This window comes from Enterococcus sp. BWR-S5 (genome assembly GCF_016745255.1).
GTDB lineage: Bacteria > Bacillota > Bacilli > Lactobacillales > Enterococcaceae > Enterococcus_L.
Genome location: NZ_JADOEQ010000001.1, coordinates 410,675 through 427,936, shown reverse-complemented (window position 1 = coordinate 427,936; position 17,262 = coordinate 410,675). Strand labels below are relative to the sequence as shown.

Below are 17,262 nucleotides of genomic sequence, written 5' to 3'. Positions count from 1 at the left end.
TCATCCTTCTATCTATCAAAAGTAAAGTTATTTAAACATCTATTCCTAATCTATTATAACGGATAGCTGCAAACAATGAAACATTTTATTGATTTTTTTCACAAACTTTCAACAATTCATTCTCTTCTATTTTCACAAAAACACTTATAGCGTCTTATAAATCGCACTTTCACTCTACTTTATCAAGCATTTTCTTTTTTTAATATTTTCATAAAAATCTGTGAAAAAAATTCATTTCGCATAATTTAAGCTTCATTTCCTGATAATTTCAATGAAAATGTCAATATTTTTTAGCCCCCTTCCGGTTTTCGCTCCCTCACATAAAAAAAACACTATTGGCCAAAGCCAATAGTGTTCGATAGGTTGTTTATTAAAATTAGTAAAGCTCCAGATACTGTTCTCTTTCCCATTCAGAAACAGTTTGACGGAAAGCAGCCCACTCCATACGCTTCGCTTCAACAAAGTTTGCATAGATGTGTTCGCCTAACGCATCCTTCATTACCTCGTCTTTGCGCAATTCTTTGATTGCATTATGGATGGTTGATGGCAAGTCTTCAATCTGAGCTTCTTTTCTTTCTTCTTCATTCATGATGTAGATATTTCTATCTACAGCTTTCGGTGGTACAATTTCATTTCTGATTCCGTCTAAGCCGGCTTGCAATAGAACAGCCATTGTCAGGTATGGGTTAGCCGATGGATCAACAGAACGCAGCTCTAAACGAGTAGACATTCCTCTTGATTCCGGTACACGTACCAATGGCGAACGATTTCTTCCGCTCCATGCAACATAAACAGGTGCTTCATAGCCTGGAACCAGACGTTTGTATGAGTTCACTGTTGGATTACATACCGCTGTATACGCACGAGCATGTTTCAACAGACCACCTAAAAAGTGATACGCTGTTTGGCTTAATTGCATTGGTCCTTCTTCATCAAAGAACGCATTGCCCTCTTCCGTAAATAATGACATATTACAGTGCATCCCTGAACCGTTAATCCCGAATAACGGTTTTGGCATGAATGTTGCGTGCAGTCCATGTTTTCTAGCAATAGTTTTTACAACCAGTTTAAAGGTTTGGATGTTGTCGCAAGCTTCTACTACATCTGCGTATTTGAAATCAATCTCGTGTTGTCCCGGAGCAACTTCATGGTGAGAAGCCTCTACTTCAAAGCCAAGACTTTCCAACTCCAAAACGATATCTCTACGGCAGTTTTCTCCTAAGTCCGTTGGAGCAAAATCAAAATAGCCACCTTTATCATTTAAATCAGTCGTAATTTCACCATCTTCATCTAGCTTGAACAGGAAGAATTCCGGCTCCGGTCCTAAGTTGAAAGAAGAAAAGCCCAGTTCCTTCATATCTGCGAGCGCACGCTTCAGGTTTCCTCTAGGGTCGCCGGCGAAAGGCTGGCCATTTGGATTATAGATATCACAGATGAGACGAGCAACTTTCCCGTGCTCACTTTCCCAAGGGAAAATCATCCAAGTCGATAAATCCGGATACAGATACATATCGCTTTCTTCGATTCTCACAAATCCTTCGATAGAAGAACCATCAAACATCATTTTATTGCTGAGTACTTTTTCCAGCTGACTTACGGGTACTTCAACATTTTTGATTGTCCCCATGATATCTGTAAACATCAGTCGTAAAAATCGAACATTCTCTTCCTCAGCAATACGCTTGATATCTTCTACTGTCTTTTCTTTTTTTGTCATAAGTTCCCTTCACGTCCTTCATTTTTTATCCGAAACTATAATTTCGGGCCTTGCGATTGGAATGGATTTTGTTGAGTAAGTCCTCCTTGAGAAAGAATTTCGTCGTATAAAATTTTCCGAACATCTTCATCTGTCAGAGGTTTACCGGACTCGCTATTGATTTTCTGTTCTTCCAGCTTCATTGTGTAGACACGTTTAATTCCCGCCATGTTCAAGCCGTCTGACAGATAATCCTTGATTTCCAGTAAAGTATCAATATCATTTAACGAATACATTCTACGATTTCCTTCGCTTCTTTCCGGATGAATCAGGTCCTGCTCCTCATAATATCGAATCTGACGTGCTGATAAATCTGTCAATTTCATAACTGTACCAATCGGAAAAACCGACATTGATCTTCTTAGCTCTTTTTCTCTCATATCCACCCCCCTCTCTTAGTTGCCTATAAGAATAACAGCACTTTTTTCTCTTGTCAATCATTAATGTTAGCTTTTCTAACATAAAAATTTATTTTGTTCGGATTTAGGAATTTTGTAACATGACAATGTTGCTTTTTTATTAGACCAACTATAAAAAAATATCTGAAGGATTCGATTATCGTGAAATAATTGAATCCTTCAGATAGTAAGATATCCTTGCTTTTAAACTAGTAACTGCAGCTTCGCTTATTAACAGCAATAATGCCGATACTGCTATGAATAGAACACTTCGTTCACCGCATGAACCACAGCAATCTTCACGTGCTCTGCTGTCAGCCCACCCTGTACATAAAGAATATAAGGTGGTCGAATGGGTCCATCTGCACTTAATTCAATACTGGCTCCTTGGACAAAGGTTCCTGCCGCCATGATGATATCATCTTCATAGCCCGGCATATAGGCTGGAATCGGTGCAACGAATGCATCAATTGGAGAAAATTTTTGAATGGCCTGACAAAAGGTAATCATCGCATCCTTCTCCTTCAGCTCCACCATTTGAATCAAATCCGTGCGGGGCTCATTCCATTTAGGCGTAGAAGTAATGTTGAAGGTTTCCAATAAAGCAGCTGTAAAAACAGCCCCTTGAATCGCCTGACTAACCACGTGTGGAGCTAAAAAGAAGCCCTGTAGCATTTCATGAACGGAAGAAAGCATTGCTCCGCCTTCACTTCCTACACCAGGTGTTGTCAGCCGATAGGCACAACGTTCAACAAGTGTCTGCTTGCCAGCCAAATAACCACCTGTCTTGGCTATTCCGCCGCCCGGATTTTTGATTAATGAGCCGGCCATCAAATCTGCCCCTACTACCGTCGGCTCCAGCTCCTCAGCAAACTCTCCATAACAGTTGTCCACGAAAACAATCACATTCGGATCAATTGCTTTCACAAATGCAACCATCTCACGAATCTTTTCAATAGTAAAAGAGGGTCTTGCAGCATAGCCTCTAGAGCGTTGAATACCAATAACTTTAGTTTGAGGCTTCATCTTCTTTTTCACTGTTTCAAAATCAATATCACCGGATGCGAGAAGGTCGACTTGATTATAATGAATATTGTATTCTTTCATTGAACCGATGCCGTTTCCTGCCAGTCCGATTACTTCTAACAATGTATCATAAGGTGTACCTGTTATATAAAGAAGCTCATCTCCGGGACGCAAAACACCAAAAAGAGCAGTCGCAATGGCATGCGTACCGGATATAATTTGCGGTCGAACCAAGGCTTGTTCTGCGCCAAAGGCTTCCGCATAAACTTGTTCCAAGGCATCACGCCCCATATCATCATAGCCATAGCCTGTTACCGGCATAAAGTGTGTTTCCGATACCTTCTGATTCCGAAAAGCTTGTAACACTTTTCCTTGATTGTTCAGAGCAACTGTCTGCAGCTCTTTTAGTCTCGGAGCAATTTTCTGTTCAACTAGTTCAATTTTAGCAATCAGCTCCGGATGAAGACTTTCCGTCCAGCTCATTCTTCTGTTCTCCCTACCCATTTTGACTCGTTCTTCGCAAACCCTCGCACCTGATAACTATTCTGCTCCTCCAAAAACTCTTCTGAGAGAACAATCGTCTGTCTTTTGAGCTCACTTAACGCCTGCCCCTGATCAGCAGCTAACGTTAGTTCGTAAGGTACTAACAGCTCCATCATTTTCTCGCGGATTCTACTAATCAGCTTCTCCTTGTCCTTGCTTTCCTTCGCTGAAACAAGCACATTGGGAAACAGTGTTGGCGTAAACTCATTCTCATCGATTAAATCCTTTTTGTTGTAAACCGTTAGAACCGGTATGGTACTGAAATCCAGCTCCTCCATCAATGTTGTCACAGTCACCTCATGTTGTAGTCGGTTAGAAGCACTGGCATCAACAACATGCAGCAGCAAATCCATCTCCCGACTTTCTTCCAAGGTTGATTGAAAGGCTTCGATCAGCTGTGTGGGTAAATCCTGAATAAAACCAACCGTATCGGTAATTGTTACGACCATTCCATTAGGCATCTGCCATTTCTTTGTCAGAGGGTCCAATGTTGCAAAAAGCTGGTCCTCTGAATAAGTTTTAGCCGCTGTCAATAAGTTAATAATGGTTGATTTTCCGGCATTCGTATAACCAACTAAACCAATCTGAAAAACATCTGCCGTTTGTCGTTTTTGACGGCTGCGCTCTCTATGAGCCGCCACTTCCTTCAGTTCTCGTTTTATTACAGTAATCTTGTTACGAATATGTCTCCGATCAGATTCCAGCTTCGTTTCTCCTGGTCCTCTTGTTCCAATTCCCCCACCTAAACGGGACAAATGTTTTCCTTGTCCAACCAGTCGCGGCAGCAGATAATTCAGCTGTGCCAGCTCGACCTGCAGCTTTCCTTCTCTTGAACGAGCTCGTAAAGCAAAAATATCCAAAATCAACTGTACGCGATCAATCACACGAATTCCCAAAGCTTCTCCAACCAGCTGATTCTGTCTGGGCGTCATTTCGTGATTAAAGATAACCACATCTGCTTCATAGGCATCGGCAAAATCAATCAGTTCTTGTAGTTTTCCTTTACCAATAAGTGTTTGCCGATCCACTCTCGGTCGTTTCTGAGTTAGGCAAAAAACGACTTCGCCCTGTGCTGTTTCTGTCAGATTCTTCAACTCTTTCATAGAATCCTCAAATTGAGCACTGTTCTCTTCTGTCTCTACACCGACTAAGATTACTTTTTCTTTTTCGTTCGCCATATCTTTGTTCCTTTCTATCGCTCCAGCCACCGGGCAACATCCTGTTCAAGTCGTTTCAATTCATCAGGCTGTCGAAGCAAATCAAACCACTCTGCTTCCAGCCGATTTCGAAACCAGGTTAGTTGGCGTTTCGCATATCGTCTGGAATTCTGTTTTACTTGTGTAACAGCTTCTTCTAAATCGATAACCTTGTCAAAGTAAGGGAAAAACTCTTTGTAACCAATCCCCTGAGCTGCTTGAACGTCCCTATTATCATACATTAACTTCGCTTCTGCCAAAAGTCCCTCTTCCAACATTAAATCCACACGTTGATTGATTCGTTCATAAAGAAAACTGCGCTCAGTCTCCAAGCCAATCATAAAATAATCATACAAGAGCGCTGGTTCTTCCTTTGGAGTCAAGATGCTGTAACCAGTCGCTTCAAAAACTTCCAGCGCTCGAACAACCTTCTTTTTATTATTAAAATGAATAGTTGCTGCGGCTTGCGGGTCTTTGTCCAGCAACAGCTGCCATAACGCTTCATTGCCATGAGTCTCAGCAAATGCTTCATATTTTTCTCTTATTTCCGGTGCTACCTCTTCTTTTTTTCCACCCAATTGATAATCATAGAGCAAAGACTGTATGTACAATCCTGTACCACCAACAATAATCGGCAGCTTGCCTCTTTCAATGATGTCGGCGATTCTTTTTCTTCCTTCATACTGGAAATCTGCAGCGGAGTAGCTTTCTGTCAATTCACGACAATCAATTAGATAATGAGGAACCCCTTCTTGTTCTTCCGGCTTAACCTTTGCAGTGCCAATATCTAGCTGGCGATAGACCTGCATGGAGTCCCCACTGATAATTTCACCATCCAACTGTTTTGCTAAATGAATGCTTAATGCAGTCTTTCCTACTGCTGTAGGACCAACGATTACTAAAACTTTATCCATTTGTTTTTATCCTTTTGCATTTTCTAAAAAGGCAGGTGGATATACTCGTCACTACTCGCTGAGTCTCCGTCCTGCCTTTCGATTTTAATATTTTTACTTACTTTGTAGAAACACTTAGAACTTCACCGTAGCTCAAGTCTTTTTTCTTTAGCCTGCTGCATCTACGAGTCTCAAGCCATCAAGACTTGATTGGCTTTCGATTCTCGATGCAAAGTGTTCAAGCTCAGGCACTTCTCTTCGATTCTCGTCGCATACGATTATAAAGGCTACTTCTGGGAAATGTGCTTCTACGGTTCTCACTACACTTCGTTCCGATCTCATCAATCTCTAAATGGCACAGCCATTAAGAATTGAAGGCTTGCACTGCGATCTTCGGCGCATAAGACTTTAGGCCTTCATCCTACCTTTTGGAAAGGTGCTCCTACGAGTCTCAAGCCATCAAGAACTGACTGGCTTTCGATTCTCGTCGCATACGATTATAAAGGCTACTTCGTAGCCTTTATAATCGTACACTAAAGTCTCCGCCGTTTCTTGTCAGGTTTGGATTATAAAACGGGTCGTCTTCTACGTAAGACAGCCATTTTCCACGGAAGCGTTCGGCTTCTTTCAGGAAGCGTTCTTGTTTTTCCGGTGTATCTTCATATCCTCTTGACTGAGATTCATAATGATACAATTCTGTATCCGCTGAATAGACGTTATACTTGCCTAACTCTTCGTAAACTCTCAAACAAAGGTCTACATCATTGTAAGCAACAACGAAATCTTCATCAAAGCCATCTAGCTGCTCGAAATCCGTTTTCTTAATCATGACACAGGCAGCTGTAACAGCCAGATAGTCTGTATTGGCAACCAAACGTCCAAAGTAACCAAAATCTCCTTTAGGATACGTATGGTGTCCATGTCCGGCAACGCCTCCAAGACCGACAATGACTCCGGCATGCTGAATTGTGTTGTTTTCATAATAGAGCTTTGCCCCAACTGTTCCCACATGATCCAATTGAGCCAGAGAAACCATATTTGTCAACCAATCAGGAGTGATGACCTTGGTATCATTGTTAAGGAATAACAGATACTTGCCTTTCGCATCCTTGGCTGCAATATTATTAATTTTTGAAAAGTTAAACGGAATATCAATCGAATGCTTGATAAATCGCTCACCCAACTCTGTGCTGTATTGATTATACAGCTCCTCCATTTGCGGCTCGTCACTACCATTATCCGCAACAATCACTTCATAATTTGGATAAGTCGTCAACTCGATGATTGAATCAATGCATCGTTTCAAATCCTTATACCCATTTCGCGTTGGAATGATAATTGAAACTAATTCCTTTTCAGGAATGGCATAGTTCACTCGGTATAACCCATTGGCAGGACCGGCTTCAACGGTACCATCAATACTTCTTCTCTCCAATGCTTCCTGCAAAGCCTTTTGACCAGCCTGAAACGCATAATTCTTCGAACCTTGGTTAGCCGCTGTCGACGTTTCCAGCATACGCCAATGGTAAAGGACCTTGGGAATATGAGCAATAGTTTTAGATGAAATCATCTCCGTAAAGCGGAGCACCAAATCATAGTCCTGTGCCCCCTCAAAACCGACACGCAGCCCGCCAATTTCTTCGATAATTGAGCGACGATAAACACCTAAATGAGAGATGTAATTCGTACTCATTAGAAGGTCAGGAGACCACTGTGGCTTGAATGCCGGGTCCGAACGTGTTCCGACTTCGTCAATTTTATCCTCATCGCTATAAAGCAAATTAAGCTCCGGGCGCTCGTTTAATAAACGAACAACTTCATAGATTGCATTAGGCGCTAACTCATCATCATTATCTAAAAGCGCGACAAACTCTCCTGTCGCCACCTCTAGCGCTGAATTCGTTGCTCGACAAATATGACCATTTTCTTTACGGAACACTACTTTAATTCTAGGGTCTTCCTTTTCATACTTGGCCAAAGCATTTAAAAGCTCTTGATGAGTGGAGGCATCGTCTGCGATACAAAGCTCCCAGTTTGTATACGTCTGATCCTTAACCGATTGGATACACTTATCCAGCCACTTGACTTCAACATTATAAACCGGCACTACAATAGAAACTAAGATATCTTTCTCGATTTCTACCGACGTATCAAAAGGACGTTCATTTTTCTCAATCCATTCCAGATACTTGTCGTTTGTTTTTTTCTGGTCAATCCGTACTCGACGATAGGTGTTTAAGATACCATTCCGTTTCAGATAGCCTAGACCTTTTTTAAATTTTCTAAAATATTGCTTCCACTTTTCTTTGCTGGCATTCTGATTCACATCAGGGTAGCTTTTCCCCAAATCAATTATTTGAGTAGTCGATTCTTCTTCATTTGAAAAAAGTATCGTTGCCTCACCATCAAATGCATTTACAGATAGTGTCACACTGAAGCCGACAGAGACATAAGGAGGCAAGTCATAGACTTCTATTACATCTCCTCTTGGCGCCAAGCCAACACGACTTGAAGCAACTGACGCTGACTGCTGTACCTCAATATTTGGGTTCTTTTTATGTGTCATATCCACTGCCCACCCCATAACAGTGAGTTCCTTTTTCTTTTTATCTTTATAAATATTATCGATATTCACGAGAATCTTCTGTTCGTTTGCCATTGATCCGTTCCTTTTCTGCATTTTTTTCCTATTTCTAGAGTACATTTTTTTCTCTCTAAAGTCCACTCGCAGTGCAATGTACAAAAACGAATACTTATTCGCTCCTATTCTTTGATGTGCTTGCGATTGATAGTCTATGTCATTTTGAATTTTTTTCCGTAAAACAGCTACCTCAGCTCAGATGACTATTTCAAACATACTGAACTGTAACTTTTTAGGATACCTAGCTTATAAAACAGATAACCTTTTTTCATTTATAATTCAACACGTGACTGCTACATTTTATCATCAATCTGCCTTTTGTTCTATCTATAAATTTTTTTATTGCATACAATCAGGAAAAAAATGTGAATCTGAAAGCTAAACGTGACAATTTTCCTAACAAATGACAGCCTTTACTCTTTACTATCAAACATTTTTAGTGTCTTATTACAATAAAAAAGAACAAGATGATTTTTGAAAACCATCTTGTTCTTTTAGAGACTTTTCCATTTTTATCTGCTACTTCTTCGATTCACTCGACTGCCAATCATCGGTTCAGATTCAGCAACAGTCGGCTGTTCCTTTTTGCTCGCTCTACTCTTTTCCCGCTCTTGTTTTCTTATATGATTTTGGAAAAGTATAATAATCACAAGAAAGACCACAATCGAAATCAACGAAATGACTGCCGTAACTCGTTGAATCAATGTTTTTTGGTAGAAGATTTTTATTTCATGCGTGCCTGCCGGAAACTCAAAAGCCACTCGGTCGTCTTTTTCGACTGTTTCTATTTTTGTTCCATCTGCAGTTTCTGCACGATACCCGTAGTAATAGACAAATGGTGTTTTCACTAGCATACTGCTTTGAGCATCCGCCGTGATTGTTAAGACGCCACCATCTCTTTGAACATTCTGCAAGGTGAATTGATCCGGTGTTTCAGGTAAAACCTCTGTTGGAATACCTGGTACTACCTTTTCGTACACCATTCCCTCCTTGAGATATTCCTGTCCACCGCCAATCACTGAAAAATGATTTGGTACATCTTCCACACTGTGAAGAGAGAAGAACTTAGGCTGATAAGTATGATTCACATGCCAGGAAAGTCCACCGATTACTACCAACAGAACAATCAGTACAATGTTATTTTCCTTTGCAATATTTTTATACGCATAGGCCACCAGTAAAGAAACCAGCACCGTACAAAATAGAAATAGACGAAACGGAAATTGAATCATTTTTATAGGTGTGTCCGTGAGTGCTTCCCAAGGAATTGCAGTTGTCGTTGCGATAAATAAAAATGTTGCCGAGACGAGCACCACTCTCGCAGTTCTGCCCATCTTGAAAACAAGCGGCCAAAGTAGAATTAGGGCAATTGTAAGGGTCGTGCCGAAATTACGCATGCCAATTGCTTCATCTGTAAAATTCCCTAACAAAGACAGCTTAAGCATCGAGCCTAAGTCTACCGTAGGAACATTTAGAAAGGTCTTCATGAAATTGAACTTCATATGCAGCGTTTGCTCCAGCATTGGTAATAGCTGCCACAGCATCAAGAAAAATGTCAGAACACCACTTACAACAAGCAGGCTGCCGCTTTTTAACAGCTCTGATTTATTCCTGCAAATAATTATTTTATAGACACAGGCAACCAAGATAAAAGCAAAGAACATATACGCTGAGAGCATATGACTCATAATCATTAATGACATGCCGATAACAAGAAAATACCAATCCTTTTTATCCTTAAACAGGATACTGTACAACCCAATCAAGGCCAATGGGAAAAAGGCAAATCCCAACAGCTCTCCCAACGCACCACGGAGAATCATTACTTGAAACCGATACCCCGATAAAACATAGATTGCGGCTAAAAGAAGCGCTGTTTTTCTCTTTCCAAAAACCACTTTTCCAAGGGCATAGGTTGTGATTGTTGTTATATAAGTAATTAGAAAAAGATAGGCCATGAAAGAGGCCGCTGTACTAAGCCCTATCAATCTAAATATAGCATATGGCAGCAATAAAATAGACGGATAAAAAAGATCCGTAGCATATCCGCCGCCGTTAACAAATGCATAGAAAATTTTTGGAAAAAATTCAAATTGTTTTACTGATTCAAAATAGCTCTCCATCCGACTGAAATGAAATAATACATCGTGCTGTTGTAATATTTCTTTTTCGAACAGGAAGGGAGACAAGCTAAGATACGAAATAACAAAAAACGCTAATCCTAAAAAAATAACCCTCGAAACTTTTACAAATACTTTCTGGCTAATTTTCAGCCACCTCCAAAACCTTTATTTTTTCTCCCCTATAGTAGGATGTTCATGCTTTATTACACATCAAAAAAGAAGTTCGTACAAAAATCAGCAGTTTTTCTTTTCCAGCCGCTCTCAACCCAACTATCAGAGTGACCAGTATCAACCTGCGCCTTAGCCTCTAGCTTCTGTACTTCCTTCCGGTCGCCATCCTCAGTTTTCACTATGCTTCTATCTTACTCTAATGGCTACTAAAAACCAAGAATTTTTTCTATCTCTCGCTTAGAACTAGCCAGCTCTTCTCATCAGTCCGGTTGCTGCTCCATGCTTCCTAACTCAACGCAATACGCAAAAAGAAGCCTGCTTCCTATTTACAGGCAGGAAACGCTCAAATCATCATTAGAATCTTCGAGCGTTCCTTGCCATTTAGGAATGCAATGCTTCTACATCAGCTATTTACTTTCTACTTGCAGCAGCCAGTGAATCGACACTGATTAAATCAATTTCAATGAGAAATCCTGTGTATCTAAGGACAGATTAACGTTATAGTACGGGTCGCCATCTTCTAAAATATCAGGCCATTTTTTCTGGAAAACAGCTATTTCATTTTGGAAGCGTTGCACCTTCTCAGGCGTATCTTCGGCGCCTCTGGATTTTGACTCATAGTGATAAAGCTCTGCATATGGGTTATAAACCACTAGCTTGCCAATAGCTCTAATTTTCAGACAGAAATCGATATCGTTAAAGGCCACCGCCAGCTCTTCAGAAAAGCCGTTGACTTCGTTGAACAGTTGCGCTTGAACCATCATACAGGCTGCTGTTACAGCACTATAGTTCTGTGTCACGATAATTCGATTGAAATACCCATTTTCTGTTGGTTTAAAGTTTGTGAATGAATGGCCGGCTACACCGCCAAGACCAACAACTACGCCGGCATGCTGAATTGTTCCGTCTGGATAGTACATTCTTGCGCCAACGACACCTACATCCTTACGCATCGCATAATTCAACAGCTCTTCAATCATGTCCGGATTGATAATTTCCACGTCATTATTCATGAAGAGGTAATAATCACCTTTCGCAAAAGATGCGCCATGATTGTTGATGGCAGAATAATTGAATGGTCCTTCATAGGTTACAATTTTCACACGGCTGTTCTTTTCCAGCTCTTTATAGTAATCAAAGGTTCGATCCTCTACACTGTTATTTTCCACAATGATGTATTCAATATTCTTGTACGTGCTCTTCTCTTCGATGGAATCAATACACTGCTTCAAATCCTCCACATGATCCTTTGTCGGAATAATGATGGAGACAAGCGGATCAGTTGTTCTTTTCAGGTGAGAACGATACAATCCGAAATATTTTCCTTCTTCGACAACAGCCGGTACACCGATTCGATCATAGTGTGCCTGTACGGCTTTTCTCCCAGCTTCAACAGCATATCTCTTACTGTCAGGGTTCTCAGCAGTAGAATCCTCTGAAATACGCCAATGATACAGAATTTTAGGAATATGATAGATATGCTCCGTCACTTCTGAACATCTCAAAACAAAATCATGATCCTGCGCGCCGTCATATTCTGACTGAAGCATCCCAACTTGCTCGATGATATTCCGTTTTACCACTAAAAAGTGACAGACATAATTGACCGAGCAAAGCATATCAATACTAAAATCCGGTTTGAAATGCGGTTGAACATATTTGTTTTCCGCGTCTACCTTATCCTCATCTGAATAAATCATTTCAGCATCCGGATGCTTATTAATCAGCAAAACGTTCTCAAAAAGAGCATTGGCAGTCAATACATCATCATGATCCGCAAAGGCAATGTAATCACCTGTAGCCACCTTGATTGCTTCGTTCGTATTATCAGAGATATGCAGCTGTTTTTCATTATGAACAACTTTAATTCTTGCGTCGCTCTTCTCAATTTTTTCCAGCATCCCTCTAATTGGAGAATTCTCTCCACTGCCATCTGACAGACACAGCTCCCAGTTTTCATAGGATTGTGCTTTGATTGAGTCCACAAGCTGATTTAAATAAAACTCAGGCGTTTTATACAGCGGAATAACAATACTGATTAGCGGCTGATTTTTAAATACAATCTTTCTTTGCTTTGCCAGCTCCCGCTTATTCGGCAGCTTTTGCGCAATCCATTCCTGATAATTTTTAGGAATTGGGGGGGCAGAAGTAATTTTCCGTTTCACTTTTCGTAACACGGCACGAATCAGCTTACCAAAGCCTTCGTTTTTCACCACATTTTTCGCCTTTTCAACTAACTCTCGAAAATTCTCTTTGCGGTAATGCGCCTGGCTCAAATGAATCTCTCTGCTTACTTCAAAGCTATCGTTGTAAAACGTTACAGTCCCTGTGCTGCTTGAACCATAAGAAAAAGTAATGATAAATCCATTCTCTTGATCCAAATCATACTCAGGAAAAAGCGCCAAGATATCTCTGCGCTTAACCCGCTCTATTTCAAAATCGATGGGTCTATTTTTATTGTCTAAAACCTTCACTTCTACTTGCTGATTGGAAATTACCCAACCTTCCATCCGACAGGTTTGTGTTGCAAAATCTACTTCAGTGTCATCATAATACACTTGAATTGGATTTCTTTTTTGCAATATGGCAGAAACAGGGAGCTCACAGCAAAGCTTCTCCGCCCCTTTTTCTATACTGAATATCTGCAAGCTACGGTATGCATCTAAATCTTCCGGAAGAACAATCGTAATCTTTACAAAGCGGCCAATAGAATTATCTTGAATCTCTTTCGGTTCTTCAAGCGTATGAGTCATTTGTTGATCATCAAGCTTAACCGTTATTGTCTGACCGGTTTTCAACCAAGCATCTATGATATATTTTGTTCGATCTTTTAAATGGAATCGATCATTTCTTATCCAAAAATTGTTATCCACTTTTTTATTCTCCTCGTTCTACAGACAGTATTCCCTAATTGTTCTTTTTAAAGGTCTTTTTATATTTTTCATAGGCCTTCCAGATTTTGGTATTTTCCATATTGGAAATTACCTGATTCTGGTAAGCAATTCTGTCTTCTTTCTCCTTCAGCTGCTGTTGGTATTCTTGCTCAGCCTGTTTCGCTTCTTCTGCTTGAGCAGCAAGAACTGCCACCTGCTCATCAGCCGCTTGTTTATCCATCAGCATATCTTTAAATACAACTTGCTCCTGTGCACTGATTAAATGAATCTCATAGCTTATTTCAAGTCGTTTTATCTCTTTCAGCTGACTCAAAATAATTTGAGGATCATGTTCGATAAACACCATTTGATTCTCACTGATTTGCTTACCGTTTGACGCAAAGATTGACAGCTTCTGTCCAGACTCATCTTTGATTTCCAAATCAGTCAAGTAGCAAGCATCCTCATGCGGGTCAAGACGTAAAAAATCTGTTTCCTCAGCCAAATCAATGGTCAAGGATACCTTTTTCTCGATGTTGCACAGAATAACAAGAGACCCTTCTTCTGAAAAAGAATACTCTTTACTCATAAATACTTGGACAGGTGTTTCTCGCTTCTGCTTTTCTTCACTATAGATACTCTTCAAATCAATACTGCCGGGAGAAATGGCTTCGTGCATTTCTCTGATTGGCACAATCATCTTATCCTGCTGTTTTTCTTTTAACAAAAAACTACTTTGGAAATGACGTTCCATATCAGCAAAGACCGCTTGCTCGGTATCAGAAATACCCGCTTGCTCGTACAGCTCCATTTCATCCAATAAACTCTTGAACGGACTACTATTAATGAAATAGTGAAGAATACGATAGATGACAAAGTTTGCCGGAATAGGGAAATCAAAGGTCCATTCGTAATCAATGATTGTCCATTTTTCTCCCAAGATAACATTGTTCAAGACCATATCAATATTCGTTACTTCAGCTGATAAGGCTTCTTCTATCTCAACATCACCGAAGGTTTCAATGAATGCTTCTGTTTTAACAAAAGGATGAACGGCTTCACCTTTGCGTACTTCATTGATATAAGAAAACAACAAGGCTGTAAACTGCTCAGTATTTCTCTTTCTCAGCAGCTGGTTCAGCTCATGCTCCAAGGTAAATTGTGTCAGGTATTCCAACGCAACCTTATCCCCTTGAAGCTCACAATGATTCATTTCTATCTGTGTCTCACTATAGCTTGCACTTAACTTCTGATACCATTTAAAAATATTTTCAATATGCTGTTGTCCTTCAGGATAAAGGCCACGTTTAAAAACAGTCAGCTGCTTTGCTTCATCAGAAACAATATCCGTACGAATCGCAAAACGGCGAGCTCTTTCATTTGAATACTTGCTAAATACTATCTTCTGCATCTCATTCATCTCCTTCCAACACGGTTAAAAACGAGTTTGAAAAAAGAGGAAATAATCCGCTTTTAATCAATGTGTCATAGGCTTGTGTTTCATCGAATGCGTTGACTCTCAATCGGTCATAGTTTTGATGAATATGCAGGTCTCCTGACTGCGGTAGGTAATCATCTGAAAAAATGTACAACGGCAGCTTATAATCAGGATATGGGTAATAAAAATCAACTTTAGAAAAGCCGCTTTTAGTAAAAATATTCTGTAATTCAGGCTTCGAAAAGGTTGCTGCGATTCCTTCATGGTGGTATCCTTCGATGCCATCATAAAGAATGCCGGAATGATCCTCTACACAGCCGGCGAAATATTTTAAGCCCAGTCTATTTTCAATAGCAATGACAATCTTTCCATTCGGCTTCAAATGTTTTTTGATGATTTTCAAGAAATCAACATAGGGATCTTCCGAATTTATGTATCCTTTTCCGTACTCAAAAACACCGATTAACGTAATCCAATCATATTTTTCAGTCAGCGATTCTTCCACATCCTGAAAATTCCCCAATTTGATAACGATATTCTCTTTGTCTTTGTTTCTTGTTGCATTAATTAAGCTGCGCTTTTTCGACAAATCAATGCAATCAACCTTTTGGGCTTTTTCACTTAAAATACCTGTGATTGCACCGCAACCTGCACCGATTTCAAGAACCGTTTCTGTTTTTTCGATTGGCAGCCACTCAACAATGTTTGTACGTATATGCGACAAGTGATAGAGAATTGCCCAATCTTCATTTTCAGCGATGACTTCATTGTACTCATCCTCTGAATAGGTTGACACAATTTCCAAAAGTCTATCCTCAATTACACCATCGCTATAATAATCTTCACCAGGATAATGCGTTTCATCCAGTTTGACTTTTCCTACATATGTATCCACGCCAAGACCCCTTTCGCTTATCATTGAACTACTTCAACTTGAACCTTCGAATCCATATCAAAATAACCTACAGTATTTTTAGAAGAAACAACCGTAATGTTACACACATCATAAAGTCTGTGGTAAACATCAAAATCACCTTTCGGATAACCGGTACATCCTAACGAAAGTAAGTACTCTCCACCTTGAATCGGCATCTTTTGAACAAAGGAGACTTCCACTATCGCCCCTTTTTTACGATCGCTCATTTCGACCTTTTCAAAAAGGCTGTTGGTTCCGGTAATTTCTGTTCCTTTTAAATCCTTAATTGTGAAGGCATAAATTGCATCCTCCAAATCTTGATGAAACTTGATTTTCATCTTAATCATAAACTCACTGAACTTCTCAATCGTGTTTGTTGGTGTTCCATCAGAATCGATGATTGTAAAATCAATGATTTCTGCCATCTTATTTCCATATTCCAAAACATCCGGATTTAAGCTAAATGGTTTATCCCAGCTATCAGTCTCACTCACGGAAGGAACATCCACATCATTTACTCCCTCTGGTACTTCATAGGCTTGGGTTCCTTCTTGCTTAACAAGAACCTTTTTGAATAAATCAACCATTTCTTTGGGACTGCCTTCGTCAAGCTTTTCCCCATTATTCAATAGTACCACTCGGTCACAGTATTTAGAGATACTTCCTAAGTCATGACTTACCAGTAAAATTGTTTTGCCATTTTCTTTAAACTCTTCAAATTTCTTATAGCACTTCGCCTGAAAGAATACATCCCCTACAGACAATGCTTCATCAACGATTAATATTTCCGGTTCAATATTGATTGAAATGGCAAATGCCAAGCGGACAAACATCCCGCTGGAATAGGATTTGACCGGCTGATGAATGTAATCACCGATATCTGCAAACTCAAGAATGGATTCCAATTTTGCATCGACTTCTTCCCTGCTAAAGCCAATCATCGTCCCGTTCAAATATACATTTTCCAATCCGGAATATTCAGGGTTAAATCCAGCCCCTAATTCAAGCAAGGCTGAAATCCGACCATTGACCTGTACATTCCCGCTGGTTGGATTTAAAACACCTGTAATGATTTTCAGACAGGTAGATTTTCCGGAGCCGTTTGTTCCAATAATTCCAATCGTCTCACCTTTTTTCACATCAAAGCTGACATCTCTCAAGGCATAGTGCTCACTGGAATGAACCTTCATTCCCAGTGCCTCTTTCAAACGGTCAACAGGCTTATCATATAAGCGATATACTTTATTTAAATTTTCTACAGTAATTGCATTTTCTGACATTGTTTATC

13 protein-coding genes are annotated in these 17,262 nt (G+C 40.0%); all 13 read right to left on the bottom strand.

What is annotated here, in order from left to right; translation table 11 throughout:
* Positions 1-376 precede the first annotated feature (376 nt).
* The 13 genes from glnA to IW510_RS02155 all read right to left on the bottom strand — a co-directional run bounded on the left by glnA (position 377) and on the right by IW510_RS02155 (position 17,254).
* Positions 377-1,717, bottom strand: a complete 1,341-nt coding sequence (glnA, locus tag IW510_RS02215; RefSeq protein ID WP_202056358.1) for a type I glutamate--ammonia ligase — start codon at positions 1,715-1,717, stop codon at positions 377-379.
* Between the two features lie 35 nt (positions 1,718-1,752).
* Positions 1,753-2,136 (bottom strand): MerR family transcriptional regulator, encoded by a 384-nt coding sequence (locus tag IW510_RS02210; protein ID WP_202056354.1) that lies wholly within the window; start codon positions 2,134-2,136, stop codon positions 1,753-1,755.
* A gap of 273 nt (positions 2,137-2,409) precedes the next feature.
* The gene (locus IW510_RS02205) at positions 2,410-3,663 is read right to left on the bottom strand and encodes a methionine gamma-lyase family protein (protein ID WP_202056351.1); all 1,254 of its coding nucleotides are present in this window, start codon (positions 3,661-3,663) and stop codon (positions 2,410-2,412) included.
* Positions 3,660-4,901 carry a GTPase HflX gene (gene hflX, locus IW510_RS02200; protein WP_202056607.1) on the bottom strand — a complete coding sequence of 414 codons (1,242 nt, stop codon included), beginning with the start codon at positions 4,899-4,901 and terminating at the stop codon, positions 3,660-3,662. Before hflX ends, IW510_RS02205 begins: the two co-directional genes overlap by 4 nt.
* Positions 4,902-4,915: 14 nt before the next feature.
* Positions 4,916-5,833, bottom strand: coding sequence for a tRNA (adenosine(37)-N6)-dimethylallyltransferase MiaA (miaA, locus tag IW510_RS02195; protein ID WP_202056347.1), 918 nt, complete (start codon positions 5,831-5,833; stop codon positions 4,916-4,918).
* A gap of 147 nt (positions 5,834-5,980) precedes the next feature.
* Positions 5,981-6,133, bottom strand: a complete 153-nt coding sequence (locus IW510_RS02190; RefSeq protein WP_202056345.1) for a hypothetical protein — start codon at positions 6,131-6,133, stop codon at positions 5,981-5,983.
* Between the two features lie 199 nt (positions 6,134-6,332).
* Positions 6,333-8,471 carry a glycosyltransferase family 2 protein gene (locus IW510_RS02185; protein WP_202056343.1) on the bottom strand — a complete coding sequence of 713 codons (2,139 nt, stop codon included), beginning with the start codon at positions 8,469-8,471 and terminating at the stop codon, positions 6,333-6,335.
* A gap of 494 nt (positions 8,472-8,965) precedes the next feature.
* The gene (locus IW510_RS02180) at positions 8,966-10,411 is read right to left on the bottom strand and encodes a YfhO family protein (protein ID WP_202056340.1); all 1,446 of its coding nucleotides are present in this window, start codon (positions 10,409-10,411) and stop codon (positions 8,966-8,968) included.
* A gap of 368 nt (positions 10,412-10,779) precedes the next feature.
* Positions 10,780-10,926 (bottom strand): hypothetical protein, encoded by a 147-nt coding sequence (locus IW510_RS02175; protein ID WP_202056337.1) that lies wholly within the window; start codon positions 10,924-10,926, stop codon positions 10,780-10,782.
* A 270-nt stretch (positions 10,927-11,196) separates the two neighbouring features.
* Positions 11,197-13,620: a glycosyltransferase family 2 protein gene (locus IW510_RS02170; RefSeq protein WP_202056335.1), complete on the bottom strand. Its 2,424-nt coding sequence runs from the start codon at positions 13,618-13,620 to the stop codon at positions 11,197-11,199.
* Between the two features lie 34 nt (positions 13,621-13,654).
* Positions 13,655-15,031, bottom strand: coding sequence for a hypothetical protein (locus IW510_RS02165; RefSeq protein ID WP_202056334.1), 1,377 nt, complete (start codon positions 15,029-15,031; stop codon positions 13,655-13,657).
* A gap of 1 nt (position 15,032) precedes the next feature.
* A complete protein-coding gene (locus IW510_RS02160; RefSeq protein WP_202056333.1) occupies positions 15,033-15,977 on the bottom strand; it encodes a class I SAM-dependent methyltransferase in 945 nt (314 codons plus the stop codon).
* Complete coding sequence (locus IW510_RS02155; protein WP_202056327.1) at positions 15,974-17,254, bottom strand: ABC transporter ATP-binding protein; 1,281 nt, start codon at positions 17,252-17,254, stop codon at positions 15,974-15,976. The genes IW510_RS02160 and IW510_RS02155 overlap by 4 nt, the downstream gene beginning before the upstream one ends.
* Positions 17,255-17,262 lie beyond the last annotated feature (8 nt).